The 17127-nt window shown below is 62.3% G+C and carries 15 protein-coding genes and 1 tRNA gene; 6 read left to right on the top strand and 10 right to left on the bottom strand.

Annotation, left to right across the window (positions count from 1 at the left end):
• From NUX07_RS05180 to NUX07_RS05165, 4 genes are read right to left on the bottom strand one after another with little or no spacing between them, the layout of a single operon-like run.
• A complete protein-coding gene (locus tag NUX07_RS05180; protein WP_265529354.1) occupies positions 1 to 942 on the bottom strand; it encodes an isopenicillin N synthase family dioxygenase in 942 nt (313 codons plus the stop codon).
• Positions 943 to 970: 28 nt separating this feature from the next.
• On the bottom strand, positions 971 to 2263 hold the full coding sequence (locus tag NUX07_RS05175; protein ID WP_265529353.1) for a NupC/NupG family nucleoside CNT transporter: 1293 nt from the start codon (positions 2261 to 2263) through the stop codon (positions 971 to 973).
• Between the two features lie 28 nt (positions 2264 to 2291).
• Positions 2292 to 2861, bottom strand: coding sequence for an LOG family protein (locus NUX07_RS05170; protein ID WP_265529352.1), 570 nt, complete (start codon positions 2859 to 2861; stop codon positions 2292 to 2294).
• Positions 2858 to 3844, bottom strand: a complete 987-nt coding sequence (locus NUX07_RS05165) for an adenosine kinase (protein WP_265529351.1) — start codon at positions 3842 to 3844, stop codon at positions 2858 to 2860. Before NUX07_RS05165 ends, NUX07_RS05170 begins: the two co-directional genes overlap by 4 nt.
• Positions 3845 to 3960: 116 nt before the next feature.
• Here NUX07_RS05165 and NUX07_RS05160 point away from each other — a divergent pair, with 116 nt between their 5' ends.
• Both NUX07_RS05160 and NUX07_RS05155 read left to right on the top strand, forming a co-directional pair.
• Positions 3961 to 4632 carry a queuosine precursor transporter gene (locus NUX07_RS05160; protein WP_265529350.1) on the top strand — a complete coding sequence of 224 codons (672 nt, stop codon included), beginning with the start codon at positions 3961 to 3963 and terminating at the stop codon, positions 4630 to 4632.
• Between the two features lie 56 nt (positions 4633 to 4688).
• The gene (locus tag NUX07_RS05155; RefSeq protein ID WP_265529349.1) at positions 4689 to 4973 is read left to right on the top strand and encodes a GNAT family N-acetyltransferase; all 285 of its coding nucleotides are present in this window, start codon (positions 4689 to 4691) and stop codon (positions 4971 to 4973) included.
• Here NUX07_RS05155 and NUX07_RS05150 read toward each other — a convergent pair.
• A complete protein-coding gene (locus NUX07_RS05150) occupies positions 4970 to 7189 on the bottom strand; it encodes a TIR domain-containing protein (protein ID WP_265529348.1) in 2220 nt (739 codons plus the stop codon). The genes NUX07_RS05155 and NUX07_RS05150 overlap by 4 nt on opposite strands.
• A 201-nt stretch (positions 7190 to 7390) precedes the next feature.
• On the opposite strand from NUX07_RS05150, the gene NUX07_RS05145 reads away from it, so the two are divergent.
• Positions 7391 to 7464, top strand: a tRNA-Gly gene (locus tag NUX07_RS05145).
• 111 nt (positions 7465 to 7575) lie between these two features.
• Here the strand turns inward: NUX07_RS05145 and NUX07_RS05140 are convergent.
• Genes NUX07_RS05140 through NUX07_RS05125 form a run of 4 tightly spaced genes read right to left on the bottom strand, consistent with a single transcriptional unit; the run spans position 7576 to position 13983 of the window.
• Entirely contained in the window at positions 7576 to 8130 is a 555-nt protein-coding gene (locus tag NUX07_RS05140; protein ID WP_265529347.1) for an OmpA family protein, read from the bottom strand.
• The gene (locus NUX07_RS05135; RefSeq protein WP_265529346.1) at positions 8127 to 9965 is read right to left on the bottom strand and encodes a cation:proton antiporter; all 1839 of its coding nucleotides are present in this window, start codon (positions 9963 to 9965) and stop codon (positions 8127 to 8129) included. Before NUX07_RS05135 ends, NUX07_RS05140 begins: the two co-directional genes overlap by 4 nt.
• Positions 9966 to 10021: 56 nt before the next feature.
• Positions 10022 to 12001 carry a TIR domain-containing protein gene (locus tag NUX07_RS05130; protein ID WP_265529345.1) on the bottom strand — a complete coding sequence of 660 codons (1980 nt, stop codon included), beginning with the start codon at positions 11999 to 12001 and terminating at the stop codon, positions 10022 to 10024.
• Positions 12001 to 13983: a TIR domain-containing protein gene (locus NUX07_RS05125; RefSeq protein WP_265529344.1), complete on the bottom strand. Its 1983-nt coding sequence runs from the start codon at positions 13981 to 13983 to the stop codon at positions 12001 to 12003. The genes NUX07_RS05130 and NUX07_RS05125 overlap by 1 nt, the downstream gene beginning before the upstream one ends.
• 62 nt (positions 13984 to 14045) lie before the next feature.
• Between NUX07_RS05125 and NUX07_RS05120 the strand changes: the two genes are divergently transcribed.
• Positions 14046 to 14396: a hypothetical protein gene (locus tag NUX07_RS05120; protein WP_322597190.1), complete on the top strand. Its 351-nt coding sequence runs from the start codon at positions 14046 to 14048 to the stop codon at positions 14394 to 14396.
• An 81-nt stretch (positions 14397 to 14477) separates the two neighbouring features.
• Here the strand turns inward: NUX07_RS05120 and NUX07_RS05115 are convergent, their stop codons facing one another.
• Positions 14478 to 15233 (bottom strand): competence/damage-inducible protein A, encoded by a 756-nt coding sequence (locus NUX07_RS05115; RefSeq protein WP_265529343.1) that lies wholly within the window; start codon positions 15231 to 15233, stop codon positions 14478 to 14480.
• Positions 15234 to 15307: 74 nt separating this feature from the next.
• On the opposite strand from NUX07_RS05115, the gene NUX07_RS05110 reads away from it, so the two are divergent.
• Entirely contained in the window at positions 15308 to 16249 is a 942-nt protein-coding gene (locus tag NUX07_RS05110; protein ID WP_265529342.1) for an MBL fold metallo-hydrolase, read from the top strand.
• Between the two features lie 40 nt (positions 16250 to 16289).
• Positions 16290 to 17126, top strand: coding sequence for a type I methionyl aminopeptidase (gene map, locus NUX07_RS05105; protein ID WP_265529341.1), 837 nt, complete (start codon positions 16290 to 16292; stop codon positions 17124 to 17126).
• Position 17127 lies beyond the last annotated feature (1 nt).

Below are 17127 nucleotides of genomic sequence, written 5' to 3'. Positions count from 1 at the left end.
CTAAGCCAGCTTAATCTCTTTCAGTCGCTCGAGCAGATATTCATGGCTGCTGATCGGCGGCCATTTGGGCTCTTCGCCTTCGGGCACGCAATTCTCCAGCGCCACGATGTCGAAATCGGGGCGGAAGTGGAGGAAGAAGGGCATCGAGTAACGCGCCTTGGAGGCACGATCGGGTGCGGGATTGATGACGCGGTGCGAGGTCGAGCGCAGCTTGCCGTTGGTCAGCCGCTGCAACATGTCGCCGATGTTGATCACCAGTTCGCCTGGCTTGGGGCTGACATCGAGCCACTCGCCTTTCTTGGTCTGCAGTTGGAGGCCCGCTTCTTCAGCGCCGAGCAACAGCGTGATCGTGTTGATGTCCTCATGCGCGCCGGCGCGGATATGCTCGCCGGTCGGTTCGGGCTGCGGCGGGTAATGCAGGAGACGCATGACCGAGTTGCCGTCGCGCACGCTGTCGAGAAACCAGTCGACATCGATATCGAGATACTTGGCGATCGCGGTGAGTACCTTGGCACCAGCCGCGTCGAAGGCATCGTAAAGTTCGAGGAAGGTCTCCTTGAACCCCTCGACTTCCTCGGGCCACACGTTGGGCGGCATCACGTCGCTGAACGGATGACCTGCAGGCAGCTCGCGCCCGACATGGTAGAATTCCTTCAGATCGTGCGCCTTCGCGCCCTTGGCCGTTTCGATGCCGAACAAGGTCATGCCGCGCGCGCCGCCACTGCCCTCGACGACATATTTGCGCTTCACCTCCTGGGGCAGCGCGAAATACTCTTTCGACTTGGCTTCGGCCCGGTCGATCAGGTCCTGCGGGATGCCATGGTCGCGAATAATCGCAAAACCATAGTCGACGAAACTGTCGCCCAGTTCCTTGTGGAAACCGGGCTTGTCGGCATCGGCCAGGCTGACGCTGGCAACGGTATCGGAAGTAATCGTGGTCATGCGCGTCCCTCTACGCTTACCCGCGAGGTCATGCAATCGAGAGCAGCAATCCCGCCAGCGCCGCGCTCATCAGGTTGGCGAGGCTGCCGGCCGCCAGCGCGCGCAGGCCAAGCCGCGCGATCGTCGGGCGCTGGTTGGGCGCAAGCCCGCCGGTGACCGCCATTTGGATCGCGATCGAGCTGAAGTTGGCAAAACCGCACAGCGCGAAGGTCACGATCGCGGTGGTGCGCGCCGACAGTTCGCTCATGCCGCCGAGATCGATGAACGCGACGAATTCGTTGAGCACCACCTTGGTGCCGAACAGCCCGCCGGCGATGTTGGCTTCCTCCCACGGCACCCCGATCAGGTACATGATGGGCTGGAAGATGTAGCCGACGATCTGCTGGAAGGTCAGGTCGGGATAGCCAAACAGGCCGCCGATGCCGCCCAGGATACCGTTCGCCAGCGCCACCAGCGCGACGAAAGCCAGCACCATGGCAGCGACCGCCACGGCCAGTTTGACGCCCGTCTGCGCGCCCATCGCCGCGGCCATGATGATGTTGGCGGGCTTTTCCTCATCGCCGTGCGGGTCAATATCATCGATATGATCATCGAGCGCTGCTGCGGCCGCGCCCTTGGGACTGCGGCCTTGTTCGGCAAGCTCGGCATCGCCCTCGGCGGCGACAAGCTTGGGATCGGGCATGATCATCTTGGCCATCAGGATGCCGCCCGGCGCGCTCATGAAGGCAGCGGCAAGGAGATATTCGATGTCGATACCCATCGCTGCATAGGCCGCGAGGATCGTGCCTGCGACACCAGCCATGCCCACGCTCATGATCGTGAACAGTTGCGAGGGAGGCAGCTTGGCAAGATAGGGCTTCACCACCAGCGGGCTTTCCGACTGGCCGACGAAGATGTTCGCGGCGCTGGCGAGGCTTTCGACCTTGGTGATGCCCGTCACCCATTGCAGCGCGCCGCCGACCCATTTGATAATCAGCTGCATGATGCCGAGGTAATAGAGGATGCTGATGAGCGCCGCGAAGAAGACGATCACCGGCAGCGCGGCGATCACGAAGGTATTCGCCAGCGGATTGCTCTCGTTAGGGCCGAACAGGAATTGCGTCCCCGCTGCCGAATAGCTAAGCAGCGCGCTTACGCCGTTGGCGAGGAAGGCGAGCCCTTGCGCGCCGAAATCGGTGCCCAGCACCAAGGCGGCGATCCCCGCCTGCAAGCCGAAGGCCGCGCCGACCACGCGCAAGCGAATGGACTTGCGATCGGTGCTCAGCAGGAATGCCAGCAACAGGATTACGGCGATACCCGCCAGGCTCATCAGGATTTGCATGGAGAACCCCCCGGAACTCGAAAATTGATTACCAGACGAAACCGTCTTGCGCGGCTTTTGCCGCCGCGTCCAGCTTGTCGATGGCCTCGCCCGGCGTATCCGCCATGAGAAGCTGGTTGCGGCGATCCTCGCTCATGAAGCCTTGCTTCGTGACCGTATCGCAGAAGCTTGCAAAGCCTTCCCAGAAGCCATCGATGTTGAGCAGGCAAAAGGGCTTCGAATGGTAGCCCAGCGCATTCCACGTCCAGGCTTCCATCAACTCGTCGAGCGTGCCGATCCCGCCGGGCAGGCAGACGAAGGCGTCGGTCAGTTCGGTCATCTTGGCCTTGCGCTCGTGCATGCCGGGAACAGGGTAAAGCTCGGTGCAACCGGTGTGCGCGACTTCGACATCGACCAGCGACTGCGGGATTACGCCAAAGACCTTGCCGCCGCCAGCTAGCACTTCATCGGCCATGATGCCCATCAGTCCCAGCTTGCCGCCGCCATAGACCAGATCGATGCCGCGCTCGGTCATTTCGCGGGCGAGTTCGCGCGCGGCATCGGTATAGGCGCTGTTTCCGCCAGCCTGGTGGCCGCAATAGACTGCTAGTCGCTTCATACGCTGATCAATTCCTTCAGGTCGGCTTCGGGCCGCGCGCCATAATGCGAAATGACCTCGGCCGCCGCGATCGCGCCGGTTTGCAGCGACTTTTCGAGCCCCGCGCCGCGGCAATGCGCGAACAGGAATCCGGCCGCGAACAGGTCCCCTGCCCCGGTGGTATCGACGACCTTGTCGACCGGCGCTGCATCGATGCGCACCGTTTCACCGCTGGTCGCTGCCATCGCCCCGTTCGGGCCATCGGTGACGACCATCAGCGGGACATGGTCACCCAGCTGCGCCATGGCCGCTTCGGCGCTTGGCGCCCCGGTCAGCACGCGCGCCTCTTCCCCGTTGCAGAACAGGAGGTCGACGCCCCCGCCCTGGATCATGTCGATAAACGGATCGCGTCGCTCGGCGATGCACACGCTTTCCGACAGCGTGAAGGCGACCTTGCGATTTGCCCCGTGCGCGATATCGATCGCTTCCATCATTGCGGCGCGCGGCTTTTCCGGGCCGAACAGATACCCTTCGAGGTAGAGCACCGCGCTGTCGCGGATCAGTTGGGGATCAAGCTGCGAGGCGACCAGTTCGTGGCTGGCGCCCGGCGCGGTGTTCATCGTGCGCTGTCCATCGGGCGTCACCAGAATCAGGCATCGGCCGGTCGGCGGTGGTCCGGGGATGGGCGGCGTATCAAAATGCACGCCCAGCGCGTGCAGGTCGTGGCGGAAGATGCGGCCGAACTGATCATCGGCAACCTGCCCGATGAAAGCGACCTTGCCGCCCATCGCAGCAACGCCCGCCATCGTGTTGGCTGCCGAGCCGCCCGAATGCTCTTCGGCGACACCCATCGCATCGTAAAGCTTGTCCGCGGCCTCGGGCGACAAGAGCTGCATCGAGCCGCGCGGCAGCTTGTGCTCGGCAAGAAACTCCTCGCTGGCCGGGGCGATGACGTCGACCATCGCGTCGCCCATCGCCAAAATATCGAACCTGGTGTCGCTCATCGGCCCCGATGCTGCTGGAAAGAAAGCGTAAAAACTGCGGCGTCGCTAGCCGCGCCCTCCCGCGCCGTCAATCATTAGCCTTGGCTTTCCGGCAAAAGCCGCTACCCCTTTGCCGCATGAACGAAACGCCCACGACCCGCACCGTCCCGCTCTCCCTGATGGCCTTCGCCGTTTTCTACGGCGGGATGGTCTGCATTGCAGGGGTTTTCGCCAACAAGCAGGTTGCGCTTGGCCCGCTTGCGGTCGAAGCCGGCATCTTCGCCTTCCTGCTGCTGGTGGTGACGTCGAGCGCCATTACCGAGATTTACGGCAAGAAAGCGGGCCAGCGCTTGGTGCTGTTCGGCTTCGTGCCGCTGATCATCTCCTCGCTGCTGACGCTGATGATCCTCAATCTTCCGGCGGCGGAGGAAATGGACGCGGAGCGCCTCAGCGCCTTCAACCTGATGCTAGGCTCCACGCCCCGCATCTGGCTGGCCGGTATCGCGGCCTACGGCATCTCGACCTTGCTCAACGTCTGGATTTTCGACCGGCTCAAGGGTCCGGGCGGAAGCGGTCTTCTCTGGTTCCGCTCGGCGGCGGCCGGCGTGATCAGCCAGGCGCTCGACACGCTGATCTTCATCTCGATCGCCTTTTACGGTGTCTTCCCGATCCTCGATCTGATGCTCGGGCAGATGCTCGCCAAGGTCGTGCTGTCGGCACTTGCCTTCCCGCCGCTTATCTACCTCATGGTTGCGCTCGCGCATCGGCTCGATGGCACAACGCCGGAACCTGCGCCCGCGACGTTATAGACCGGGCTGCCAGCCGTTTTCGTGCAACCGAAAGCGGCGATACGCATTGGGCTGATATGGATATCGACTTCACCGAAGAACATGGCCGCGGCAAATGGACGACCATGCCCGATAGCGGCGATGAGCTCGCCGAAATGTCCTTTAGCCGCACCAACGATCAGTTGATCATGATCGACCATACCTATGTCCCGCCCCCCGCACGCGGCCAGGGCCTGGGCGAAGCGCTATCCAAACGCGCCGTCGAAGATGCGCGCGCCAATGGCTGGAAGATCATCCCCGTATGCCCCTTCTTCAAGGCGCAGGCCGAACGGCACGACTGGGGCGATGTGGTGCGCAGCTAGGCCGCGTTATTCGCAGCAGCCCGCATAGCCCGCCACCGCGGAGAAGAACGCAGCGGCAAAAATAGTGGCTCGTAGCTGAAGGAATGAAATGCCTTGGCACCAAGCCCCGTTGTAATCTCCTCAAGCTGGTCAAGCGCCCGCTCGGTCGCTCCCAAACGCATGAAAGCCTCGGCAATCTGCCGGCGATCGACGAGCAGGCCAAGCCATTGGTCGATGTCGTCGCGCTTTTCGTAGTCCGCGATCAACCTATCAACTTCCTCCTCATTCCCCAGAAATGACGGGATTGTGACCGGCGAAAGCGGTATGCCCCAGACGGCAGGTTGCCCGCGCTCCGGTGAAGCCACCGATGCAGCAAGCCGCGCACGAGCGTCGGCCAACATGGCGGCGTCGCCCAGCCGTTCGGCACTCTCGGCGCGCCGGACCTGAAAGAACAGGCCGAAGGGTCCGTTACTATCGAACGCGCTAGCCCAATTTTCCAATGCGGCGTCGATCGCCTCGCGGTCGCCGACGTCTATCGCAATTTCCGTCAGAACGATGTGTGCAAGCGTATCGGGTCCCGCATCCACGCCATCGAAACTCGCCAGCGCCGCCGACGAATCGCCTTCCATCAGGTGAAGCCGCGCTTCATGGGTGGCTTGGAAACTCGGTGCAGGCGCCAGCGATCGCGCTTTTTCGAAGTAGGTCCATGCCTCTTCATTCCTGCCCATGGCGGCCAGGCTCCAGCTCAGGTCGCGCATGGGTTGGTAGGCGAAGGGATCCAGCTTGGCCGCGCGCTCGAGGGCGGCGATCGACTCTTCGAACCGTCCGTTGCGACGCGCCGCCCAACCGTAACCGAACGCCGCGACCTGCACGCTTGGTGCCAGTCGGAGCGCACGGCCCAACAAGCTTTCGGCGGCGGAGAAATTGCGGGTCACCCACAGATGGTAATACCCTTCTGCCATCAGGGTTTCAGCTGCCTCGGGATCAAGCATTTGCGCTTGCTGTAGCGCACGTTCAATCGCAATCCGCGTCGCTTCCTGCTCGCGGGGGGTTGCCGCGGGCCCGGTCCGACTTTTCATCATCCGCACCATGGCAAGCGCAGCAATCGCTTCGACGAAATCTGGATCGGCCTCGACGGCCCGCTCTAGCGCCTCGCTTCTTCGATTGAGATAGCGCATCGGATCGGGATCGCTTTCAAGCATGCCTATTCCGATCAGATAATCATCGTAGGCCTGGCGGTTCAGCGTTGGCGCGCGCTGAACGCGCGAGCGTTCATCGTCATCGAGCGCCGCCTTGAGCTGGCGCGCGACCGTTTCCGCAATCTCGAACTGCGCGTCGTGCATGCTTTCCAATGTCGCGGTCGCGACCTGGTCGTTCGACCAGACATTGGTGCCCAACGTCGCGTCGGCGAGCTGGAGCGACAGCCGCAACGTCTCCCCTGTCCGCTCAAAATTTCCGAGCATCACGTAGCGCGCACCAGTCGCCGCGGCGATTTCATCGAGGGGTGGCACCTCTTCGACATATCGGGTGAGCGCAAGGGGTGAGAGGATGGTCAGGCCATCGACCTTGGACAATTTGCTGACAATGCCTTCGTACATGCCCGCCACGACCCGCTCGTCATCGCCTTCGCGGTCGCCTGAAAATGGCAGGATGGCTACGACATTTTCATACGGGTCGCTTTTCAACGAGCGCGCTTCGACCTCGCCCCGGTGGTCCTGCCATACATAAAAAACCAGCGCCGACACGCTCAGCAGCGACAGCAGTGCAGCAATCAGCTGCCGATGCGACAACAGGCCCTTATGCTCGTGCACGATGGTCCGGCTTTCAGCCGCATAGTCTCCGATCTTGCCCGAACCAACACGGTCGAGCGCCGTTTCGAGCTCATCCATCTGCGGGCTGTCGGCTGTACCGTCCCATGCGCTGAAATCGATCGCCTGGCGCTGGCGAAAACCGAGCGGCGGGAAGACGTCGTCAAGCCGGATGGGAACGAGCTTGTCGTGATCGCGCGCATGTGCCGCCTCGTCGAGCACCCATTCGGAGGTCACTGCCGCCGGCGACCATGCGACGATGGTCGCGTCGGCTTCGTCAAGCGCCGCCTCGATCTCGGTTGAAAAGCGCGTGGCGCCGCCGATCTTACTGTCCCACCACACGTCATGACCGCGCGCCTCGAGCGCCGCAACCAGCTGCGCAATACGATCGCGATCCTTGCTGGAATAGGAGACGAAAAGCTTGCTCATTCGCCGTCCACCAAGGCGCAGAGCGCTCCTGCTGGACCGAAGGCAAAACCTTGTTCGATCCCGTGCGGCATATGCGACATCGCAATTCCCCCTTCCCAGTGGAGGGGGAAACCTAACATCTGTCAAGTTTACAGAGCAGCGCGACGTGCATGCTCATTGACGGATTTCGTCGCCGCGCCTAGATGCGCCCTCCGGACACAGGCGGGTGTAGCTCAATGGTAGAGCAGGAGCTTCCCAAGCTTAAGACGAGGGTTCGATTCCCTTCACCCGCTCCAGTCGCTTCGCTCCATCCGCGGATTTCGGTGCCGTTGATCTCCCTCCCGTCGATCGTCTCGCTGCGCTCGGCTCACCCGCTCCAGTCGCTTCGCTCCATCCGCCTCGCCGACTTAAGCGATTTTGTCGTCTTCTTCCGGCAGTTCGCCCACAAGGATTTCGACCCGGCGATTGGCGGCCTGACCTTTTTCATTGTCGCTGCCGTCAAGATTTGCGTTGGGGGCGATAGGATTATCCGCGCCGAGCGAGATGATTACCAAGCGGTCGGCATCGATCCCGCGTTCGACCAGCCATTCAGCCACGGCCTCGGCGCGCTGCTGCCCGGCACGGCGGTTGGGTGCTTCTCCACCGCGGCTGTCGCTATGGCCCCACAAATGGAAGACCTCGTCACCCGCGACCAGCTCGTCGGTCACGAACTCTTCGAGGCTCAACATCGCCTCGGGGCTCAGTTCGGCGCCGCCTTCAGGGAAGCCGACCGTCAAGGTGAGCGGCGCTTCCACCTCCTCTTCGGAAGGGCTGACCTCGTTGAGAACCTCGTCGCGAATGATCGACTGGCGCGGCGGTTCGACCTGGTTGGCGACGTCATTGCCCGGCGCATCGTCATCGGGGGTCCGATCGGCACAGGCGCTCGTCAGTGTGAGCAGACCGATAAGGGCGACAAATCTCATGATGTTTCCTCTTTGACGTCGTCAGGCAGGACTTCGGAGCGGATTTCGGGGGTGCCCGGCGGCACATAGACGACGATCGTGTCGCCAGGGTTGCCGGTCGGTGCGGAGGCGTGGGTGAAGAAGCGCAGCCGCCCGTTTTCGCGCAAGATGTAAAGTAGGTCCGCGCTTTCCGGCAGGTTGCCCATCGCCACATCGAACGTATTGCTGAGCGTCAGTTCGATCGCGCGCAATTGCCATCCCTTGGCTTCGTAATCGGCGACATCCTCGACGCCGTGGCCTTCCTCGAACAGCGCGCGGCCACGCAGTCCTTCGGGGAGCGCGTGCGGATCATCGCCCGACGCATCGCCCAGCTGGTAGACGCTGTCGGACCCTATTTCGGGCGCGAATTCAGAGCAGACGAGCGCGTTGTAGGCCTCGTTGTTGGTGGTCGCGACCATCACCTGGAATTGCCCGAAATCGAGCTCTTCCTCGGTCGCTTCGGACAGGATTTCGCCGTGAAAGGTGGGGATGCCGGCAGCTCGCGCGCCGGCCAGCGCCTGCCAGCTCTTGTCGGCGATCGTCACGGGGACTTTCAACAGCTGCAGCGATTTTGCGAGCGACAGGGAGAAACTCTGGCCGCCGACGATCAGGACGCCGTTGCTTTCGGGTCCGTTGAGCTTGAGTGCGCGCGCCATCGGGCCGATCGTGAAGCCATGCGCGACAATGGTAGCCGCCACGACGGCAAAACTCAGCGTCACGAGAAGCTGGCCATCGCCATAGCCGATTTCATCGAGCCGCAAGGCAAACAGGCCCGAGATGGCGACGGCGACGATACCGCGCGGCGCGATCCAGGCGACGAATACGCGCTCCTTCCACGGGACCTTGGTGAAGGCCAGCGCGACGAGAATTGAAATCGGACGCACGAGGAACAGGAGCACCAGCAGGAATGCCGCCCAGCGCAACTCGAACTGGCGCAAGGCTTCAAGATCGAGACTGGCCGACAGGATCACGAAGACGCCGGAGACCAGCAGGATCGTGATATTTTCCTTGAAAGGCAGGTAGGTACGCTGGCTGGCGATATGCATGTTGGCCAGCGCGATACCCATCACCGTCACCGCCAGCAGGCCGGTTTCTTCCTGGATGACGTTGGAGAGCACATAGGTGCCGATGACGAAGACCAGCAGCACCGGCGCCTTGAGGAATTCGGGTACCAACCCGCGCGGGAACAGGAAGCGCACAGCGCGCGCCGCGCCGTAGCCCATGGCTCCCGCCACGATCGACGACAGAATGAGCGTGATGACGTTGTCGACCACGGTCGAACCGCGTTCGACCTGCACCAGCCATTCGTACGTCACGACTGCAAATAGCGCGCCCAGCGGATCGTTGACGATCCCTTCCCACTTGAGGATGTTGCGGGGGCGCTGCTTGAGGTTGGTCTGCCTGAGGAGCGGCATGATGACCGTCGGCCCCGTTACGATCAGGATGCCGGCGAACAGGATGGCCACCGGCCAGACGAGGCCGGCAACGTGATGCAGCGCAAAGGCGCCGAGCACCCATGCGACAGGTGCGCCGACGAGCACCAATCGCGGCACAGCACCGCCGGTTTTCTTGAGTTCCGAAAATTTGAGGGTCAGCCCACCTTCGAACAGGATGATCGCCACCGCGATGGAGATCATCGGCTCGAGAACATCGCCAAAGTCATGATGCGGATCGACCAGCCCGGTCACCGGGCCGAGCAGAAGGCCGGCGACCAGCATCAGCGCGATCGCAGGCCACCCCGTCCGCCACGCGATCCACTGCGCGCCGATCCCCGCCAGGCCCACCAGGGCGACTACTACGATGAAATGATGATCCATTGGCCCCCGACGCTAGACGCTTGCGGTACAGAACGGCAAGGGACGCAAGGCGTTCCCTACCAGCTTTTCATTGGCCAATTTATCGGCCGGGGAAGTGAACCAGATACGCCCGCCTCACGCAATCGTTCGGCAAATCGCGGTGTCGCGCTCAGATCGAACATGTCGCCGCACATGCAGTATCCGTTGCCGAATTCGAGCATGGCAGGTCCGCCGGCGCGCGCATCGATCATCGCAGCATATCGGTTCGCCAGCTCGCGATCGCCGATCAGCGCAGCGGCATGGAGGCCTGGCATCAATCCTTCTTCCAAGCTATTTTCCATTCTCGCGCGGATTGCTGCTTCGTCGCCGCGATACGCAAGCAGGGCCAATTGGCCGATTTCGTAATGAAATGTGCCCGTATCCATTTGCCGTGCCACCGCCTCTGCGCCATCGAGATCGTCTTTGGACAACATTGCCAGCAATTTGAGCAACCCGGCACGCTGGCCCCAGCCATGCTGTTCGATCATTGAATCGAGGATGGCGATGGCCTCGTCCGCCTCGCCGCGCTGGATCAGCAGCCATGCCAGTGCGCCGCGCGACCCTGTCGGATCGCAATTGCGCATGCGCCTCAGATAGTCTGCCATTTCATCGTACAGGCCCATCCGCAGCCCAAGGAATTCGGTCCAGCCTGTAACGGTGCAGGGAGACGTCCCGGAATAGACTCGTCGGGTCAAATCACCGCCGCCGCTCCAGTCGTCCGTGAAAGGCATCTGCATATGGCGGATCGATGGACGTAGATCGGGCGGTGCAGCCTTGCTCGCGCGGGCAAGGCGATCGGCATAGGCCTTCTGGGTGGCCTCCAGCTGCGCCGGAGCAAGGTCGGCAAAGCCGCCGCCATGATCGAACAGGTCATGCGCATAGCGGTCCGCTGACATGACCTTTGCAATCCAGAGCTTAGGCTCGGCTTCGAAGGCCGCATCGAACCAGCGGTTGGCGTCCTCCAACATCGGGTAATTGTCATTTTCATGCGCGCGCATGAATATTTCATCGCCCCGTGCCATCAGGGCAAAGGCCTCGGGATTGTTGATGCCGGCATTGGCCATCATCCGCATCTTCTCATCATCGAGAAGCACATCGAGCGTCTCCGCAATGCGCTCGGCAATCTCTTCCTGTACTGCGAAAAGGTCGTCCTCGTTGGCAGCGTCGTAGGTCCCGCTCCACAGCTGGGTGTCGGAAAGGGGATCGACCAGCTGCGCCGTGATGCGCCATTGGTCGCCGCTACGACGCACCGTTCCCTCGACGATGTGGCTGACTTCAAGCTGTTCGGCGATTTCATTCAGCGCCACTTCCTGATTGGCAGCCTCGAGGCTCGACAGGCGGCCGATCACGCGGAGTTCATCGAGCGCGCCCAGCCGGTTGCGTATTTCTTCGGTGATCCCTTCGGCAAAGTAACGATGGTCCTCATCGCCGGAAAGCGAACGGAAGGGAAGCACTGCAATGCCGGTCTGCTCGACGCCGCTCTCGGCAACGGCCGCCTCGCCACCATCGCGCGTAAGCCACCACCCGGCCACCAGCAGCATGAAGGCCGCGCTGATCGCAGCGAGGATCAAGCCCGTCTTCGGGCGCGACATAGCTCCCGCGCGCGCGGTTGTATCTGATGCGACGGCGTCGCTGCCGCAGCAGCGGTCGACCGCGCTGGCGAGCCGCGCCACGCGCTCGTCATCGGTGCCGGACCAGCCGCTGAAATCGATGGTCTGCACTTGCCGAAAGCCGATCGGCGGCTGCGATCCGTCGAGCGTGATCGGCACCAGCTTGCCAGCGTCGCGTCCATAGCTGGCCTCATCGCGCACCCAGTGGCTCTTGGCGGCGCGCTCGGACCAGGCGACGACGATCGCGCCCGCCGCATGCATCTCGCGCTCGATATCGTCAGAAAAGTCCGCCCCGCCCTCAAGGTTGCGATCCCACCACACCGAATAGCCGCGCTTTTCCAGCGCGGCGGCAAGCTTTTCCGCCTGCGCGCGTTCCTCGCTGGAATAGGAGATGAAGACGTCAGCCATTATCTACGTTCGTACGGTTTGACGGGAAAAACGGGAAGACCGCCGGTCAATCCGCGCTTGCGCCGATAATCCGCCACCGCCTTGAACCGCGGAATGGCAAACAAGGCATGATAGCGCGGATCGGCGCGCACTTCGTCAGGGACGACCAAGCGGGTTTCGTTGGCGAATTGCAGGATTTCGTCGGCCTGCTGGTAATCGAGGTTGTGATTGGCGACTGCAAAGGCTTCGTCGACGAGCCCGACATTGGCCAGGATTACAGCGAAATCAAAACCAAATGCTCCCGGTTCGGGAGGCTCCATGGTGGCGCTCTCCCCGAAGATGAACTGGCGCGCTACGGCGCGCAATTCGGAGCGGGCCTCAGGAGGAACTTCCGGACCCAGCCTCGACAGGATCTCGGGAAAATCGTTTTCGAAGTCGAGTGGTTCACCGAATGCCAGGAGCGCGTCGAACAATTGGAATGCGGCGCCAGGGCATGGCGCCTCGCATTCCATCAGATCCCGTCTTATCGATTGATAATCGCCCATGTGGAACCACGCCAGCGCGCGGTAGATCTTCAATATGCGGTTGAACGGATCGGCGGCAATGGCCCGGTCGTAATGGGCCAAGCCCTCCTGCGGCTTGCCGGCCATGACGTGCGTCGACGCCAGCGAGTAATGCGCCGGTCCGCTGTCTGGATCCAGCTCGAGCGCTCTCCTCGAAAATTCGTAGCTTCCTTCAATGTCGCCATGAAAGTTGTGCACGGCATTGCCGCGCGCGATGATGGCCATGACATTGTCGGGCGCCAGTTCGAGCGCGCGATCATTTGCGATCCGTTGCTGTCTCTCGATCTCCTCGAACGACAGCGGGAAGTGCCGCGATGAACTCAATGACAGCAAATAGGCCTCGCCCGCCCAGGCTTCGGCGAAGTCCGGTGCGATCTGCCGCGCTAGCCGGAACTGGCGAAGGCTTTCGCTGCGCGCTGCATTATCGAAGCGCACCGACAGCTGCTCCATCCCCTTGAGATAGGCATCGTAGGCCCGCGGATCGACGTCGGCGCGCCCCTTGAATTCGCCGCCGGACAAGCCCAGGCGCGCCTTGATCGCTGCGGCCAGACGGTCTCCGATACGGCGCTCCAGGTCGGACAAAGCATTTTTCGTCCCGTCGAAACGTTCGCTCCACACCTGCTGTTCGTTCGAAGCATCGATCAGCCGCAGCGTCGCTTGCAGGCGGTCGCTGGTGACGCGGATGTCCCCCTCGACGAAGTGGGTCACCCCCAGCGCCGCGCCAATCTCGTTGAGCGGCAGGTTCTGGTCGACCACCGCCTGCGTCGACGTCGTCGATGTGAGAGTGAGGCCCTGCAACCGGCTCATCCCGTCAGACAGGGTGATGGCCAAGCCCTTGCCAAGATAGTCGAGCTCAGGATCGCCGCTGACGGAAAAAGGGAGGATCGCCAGTGTCGCCTGTTCGCGCTCGTCCCCTGCCGCAAACCAGTCCCCGACAGGTCCCGGCCGAAATATGGCGAGCACGCCAACCAGCAACAGCGCCGCGCCGATGGCGGCCAGCAGGAGCGACTTTTTCCTGGGCGGTGCGTCGAGCGGCGCGGGCGCCTGCTCGCGATCGCCAGCCCTGGCGCCGACCGCCGCGAGGAGCGCGGCCGGCAATGCCGCTCCCGTTTTGCTCCAATCTGTAAGATCGACGCTGTGGAACTGGCGAAAACCGAGCGGCGGCGGCGTGCCGTCGCCAGTGACCGATATCAGGCGGTGGCTGTCGGCGGCCTCACTGGCTTCGTCGCGCACCCAGCGCGACTGCACCGAATGTTGCGACCACAATACGACGACATATTCGGCGGCTTCGAGCTGCTCTTCGATATCCTTGGAGAATTCCGCGCCGCCCTTGATGTGCCGGTCCCACCAGACACTCTTCCCCGCAGCTTCGAGCGCCCCCGCCAGCCGCTCTGCCAGCGCCTGGTCCTCGCGCGCATAGGAGAGAAAAATATCGGCCAAATTCGACAGTACCCCCGGGAACTTATCTCTGCTTCATAACATAGTTTGTGCGAGGAGGAAGAGTGCAGCACCCAATCACTCCCGATGGCCGTTATTTCGTCGTGCGCGGTCGGTTGTGGCGGATGAGCGATCCGTCGCTCGACCCTCAGCACCGCGACGCGCTCGTCCGCGATCTCATGACGGCGCGCAGTGCGAAGCGTAATGCCATCCGTGCCGACGACGACGAAGCGCGCGAGGCTGCCAAGCGCGCGGTCAACAAAGCTAAGATTGCGCTTGGCGAGCGCGGGCCCGTGTGGTGGGACGATGGCGCGCCCGACTATAACCGCAAGATGGCGCGCAACACGCCTTATGCCGATTGGTTCGAAAAATTGCCGGACGATGTAACCGAACAAGGCGACGCACCGAAAGATTAACCGGACGGTTCTTATGCCCAATGTCGGACCGTCAGCCCCCTCCCCCGGCGGGCGTCTTGACCGCGCCCCCGCTCCAAGCGGTCAGATGCCCCCGGGGACCTTTTCGAAACCAGCCGCTTCCAGCCGCTCACCCAGATCATCGACGCACGCCTGTGCGACATCCGCATCTTCGGCGCGCACGACGAAGTTGGAGCCGTATTTGCCTTCCTTGAAGAAGGGATAGCTGCCGATCGCGGTATCGGGATGCGCTTTCATCACCTCCTTGAGCAAATCGGCGACTTCGCTTTCTGGTGAATAAGCGCCGACGGTCACGCTGACGAGCGGGTTGCCGCCTTCCAGCTTGCCGGTCAGTCCCTCCAGCATCCCGGCGGTGATGTGCGGAATGCCCGCCATGACATAGATATTCTCGATCTGGATCCCGGGCGCGCCCGATACCGGATTGGGGATGAGCTCGGCACCTTCGGGTACGCGCGCCATACTCATGCGCGCCTCGGTAATCTCGACGCCGACCTTCTCGTAATAGCGCTCGAGCATTGCGACGGCCTCGGGATGCATGACGACAGGCACGCCAAGCGCCGCGGCGATCGCATCGACGGTGATGTCGTCATGCGTCGGCCCGATGCCGCCGGTGGTGAACAGGTAATCGTTTTCGGCGCGCAGTTCGTTGACCGCCTTGACGATCTTCTCCTCTAAATCGGGGACGACGCGCACCTCGGTAAGGCGGATGCCCTGGACGTTTAGCCATTGCGCGATCTGCACGATATTCTTGTCCTGGGTCCGGCCCGACAGGATCTCGTCGCCGATAATGGCAAGCGCTGCGGTGTAGATTCGCGACATGGCACCCCTAATGCCGCAAACTGTTGGCAGCGCAAAGGCTGGCAAATGGTCGATATGCCGCCTAGCCTTCGGACATGATCGCTCCCCTCGCCGCCGCGCTTCTCTTCGCCAGCCAGCCGACACCCTGCGCGATCGAACTCGTAGTCTTGGGTGCGGGGCAGGACGCAGGCGCCCCGCAGATCGCCAACAATAACGATCCCGCCTGGGCCGATCCGGAGAGGCGTTTGCTGGCGACCTCAATCGCCTTCGTCGATCACGAGCGCGGCCTGCGTTATCTTTTCGAAGCCACGCCCGACATTCGCGAGCAACTGCATTTGCTAGATCAGATCGCGCCGCCCGCCGAAGGCAAAGACCTTGGCCTCGATATGGTGTTTCTGACCCATGCCCATATCGGCCATTATGCCGGCCTGATGTTCTTTGGATTCGAAAGCGCCAATGCGCGCGGCATCAAGGTCGCCGCGCTGCCCCGCATGGCTGACTATCTGGCGAGCAACGGTCCGTGGAGCCAGCTGGTCACCTTTGGGAATATCGAGCTGCATCCGATCGAGCCGAGCAGCGATGATGGGATCAACGCCTATTCGTATGACGAGGCGATGATCGTCGTCCCGTGGCAGGTGCCGCACCGCGACGAGTTTAGCGAGACCGCCGCCTACACAATCAGCATCGCGGGCAAGTCGATCCTTTTCGTGCCCGACGTCGACAGCCTCGATGAATGGGACAAGGGCGGGAAGCCGGTCGAACAATGGATCGACTTTTACGACTACAAGTTCATCGACAGCACCTTCTTTGACGACAATGAACTCGACCGCGACATGAGCGCGATCCCGCATCCGCGTACCAAAGGGACGATGAAACGGTTCGGGCATCTCTCGCCCGAGCAGCGCGCCAAGGTGCATTTCATCCACTATAACCATTCGAACCCGATCCGCTTTCCGGACTCGCCGGAAACGAAGATGGTCAAGAAAGACGGCTTCAACGTGGCGCGGCGCGGCGACCGGCATTGCCTGACCGAATAGCCGTCTCGCATTTCGGCGCGCGCGCCCCTATATCGCGCCCATGACCGAATATATCCACGTGAGCCCCGAAGACCGGATCGAGCCCAAGAACGGCGTCATTAAGCTGCATGACGAGGCCGGGTTCGAAGGCATGCGCAAGGCCGGGCGCCTAGCTGCGGAAATCCTCGATGCGCTTGCCCCGCATGTTGTCCCCGGCGTCACTACCGACGAGCTCGACAAGATCGTCTACGGCATGACCGTCGATGCCGGCGCGGTGCCCGCGACGCTGGGCTATCGCGGCTACACCAAGAGCTGCTGCACCTCGATCAATCACGTGGTCTGCCACGGCATCCCGGGTGAAAAGAAGCTCAAGGACGGCGACATCGTGAATATCGACGTCACCCCCATCCTCGACGGCTGGCACGGCGATACCAGCCGCATGTATTTCGTCGGCAAGCCGTCGGTGAAGGCCAAGAAGCTGGTCGACATCACCTATGAGTGCCTGATGCTCGGGCTCGGACAGGCGAAGCCCGGCAACCGCCTGGGCGATATTTCGAACGCGATCCAGACGCATGCCGAAAGCCATCGCTATGGCGTCGTCCGTGATTTTTGCGGGCACGGGCTTGGCCGCCTGTTCCATGACAGCCCCGAAGTCGTCCATGCGGGCAAGGCCGGTACCGGACCCGAATTGAAACCCGGCATGTTCTTCACCGTCGAACCGATGATCAATATCGGTCGCCCCGATGTGAAACTGCTCGACGATGGCTGGACGGCCGTGACGCGCGACCGCTCCTTGTCGGCGCAGTTCGAACATTCGATCGGCATCACCGAGGACGGCTGCGAGATCTTCACCAAGAGCCCCAAGGGCCTTGATCACCCGCCCTACGACGTGGACTAAT

The sequence above is a fragment of the Sphingomicrobium marinum genome (assembly GCF_026157105.1).
In the GTDB taxonomy this organism is placed as follows: Bacteria; Pseudomonadota; Alphaproteobacteria; order Sphingomonadales; family Sphingomonadaceae; genus Sphingomicrobium; species Sphingomicrobium marinum.
Note: the sequence above shows the minus strand (reverse complement) of the source record. Positions and strands in the feature narration are given on the sequence as shown.

What these genes read in the sequence shown, in the direction of transcription:
- NUX07_RS05175 (WP_265529353.1), bottom strand. Translation starts at nt 2,263, where the DNA reads ATGCAAATCCTGATGAGCCTGGCGGGTATCGCCGTAATCCTGTTGCTG.
- NUX07_RS05150 (WP_265529348.1), bottom strand. Translation starts at nt 7,189, where the DNA reads ATGAGCAAGCTTTTCGTCTCCTATTCCAGCAAGGATCGCGATCGTATT.
- NUX07_RS05115 (WP_265529343.1), bottom strand. Translation starts at nt 15,233, where the DNA reads ATGTCGCGAATCTACACCGCAGCGCTTGCCATTATCGGCGACGAGATC.
- NUX07_RS05130 (WP_265529345.1), bottom strand. Translation starts at nt 12,001, where the DNA reads ATGGCTGACGTCTTCATCTCCTATTCCAGCGAGGAACGCGCGCAGGCG.
- NUX07_RS05180 (WP_265529354.1), bottom strand. Translation starts at nt 942, where the DNA reads ATGACCACGATTACTTCCGATACCGTTGCCAGCGTCAGCCTGGCCGAT.
- NUX07_RS05170 (WP_265529352.1), bottom strand. Translation starts at nt 2,861, where the DNA reads ATGAAGCGACTAGCAGTCTATTGCGGCCACCAGGCTGGCGGAAACAGC.
- map (WP_265529341.1), top strand. Translation starts at nt 16,290, where the DNA reads ATGACCGAATATATCCACGTGAGCCCCGAAGACCGGATCGAGCCCAAG.
- NUX07_RS05165 (WP_265529351.1), bottom strand. Translation starts at nt 3,844, where the DNA reads ATGAGCGACACCAGGTTCGATATTTTGGCGATGGGCGACGCGATGGTC.
- NUX07_RS05140 (WP_265529347.1), bottom strand. Translation starts at nt 8,130, where the DNA reads ATGAGATTTGTCGCCCTTATCGGTCTGCTCACACTGACGAGCGCCTGT.
- NUX07_RS05110 (WP_265529342.1), top strand. Translation starts at nt 15,308, where the DNA reads ATGATCGCTCCCCTCGCCGCCGCGCTTCTCTTCGCCAGCCAGCCGACA.
- NUX07_RS05135 (WP_265529346.1), bottom strand. Translation starts at nt 9,965, where the DNA reads ATGGATCATCATTTCATCGTAGTAGTCGCCCTGGTGGGCCTGGCGGGG.
- NUX07_RS05155 (WP_265529349.1), top strand. Translation starts at nt 4,689, where the DNA reads ATGGATATCGACTTCACCGAAGAACATGGCCGCGGCAAATGGACGACC.
- NUX07_RS05160 (WP_265529350.1), top strand. Translation starts at nt 3,961, where the DNA reads ATGAACGAAACGCCCACGACCCGCACCGTCCCGCTCTCCCTGATGGCC.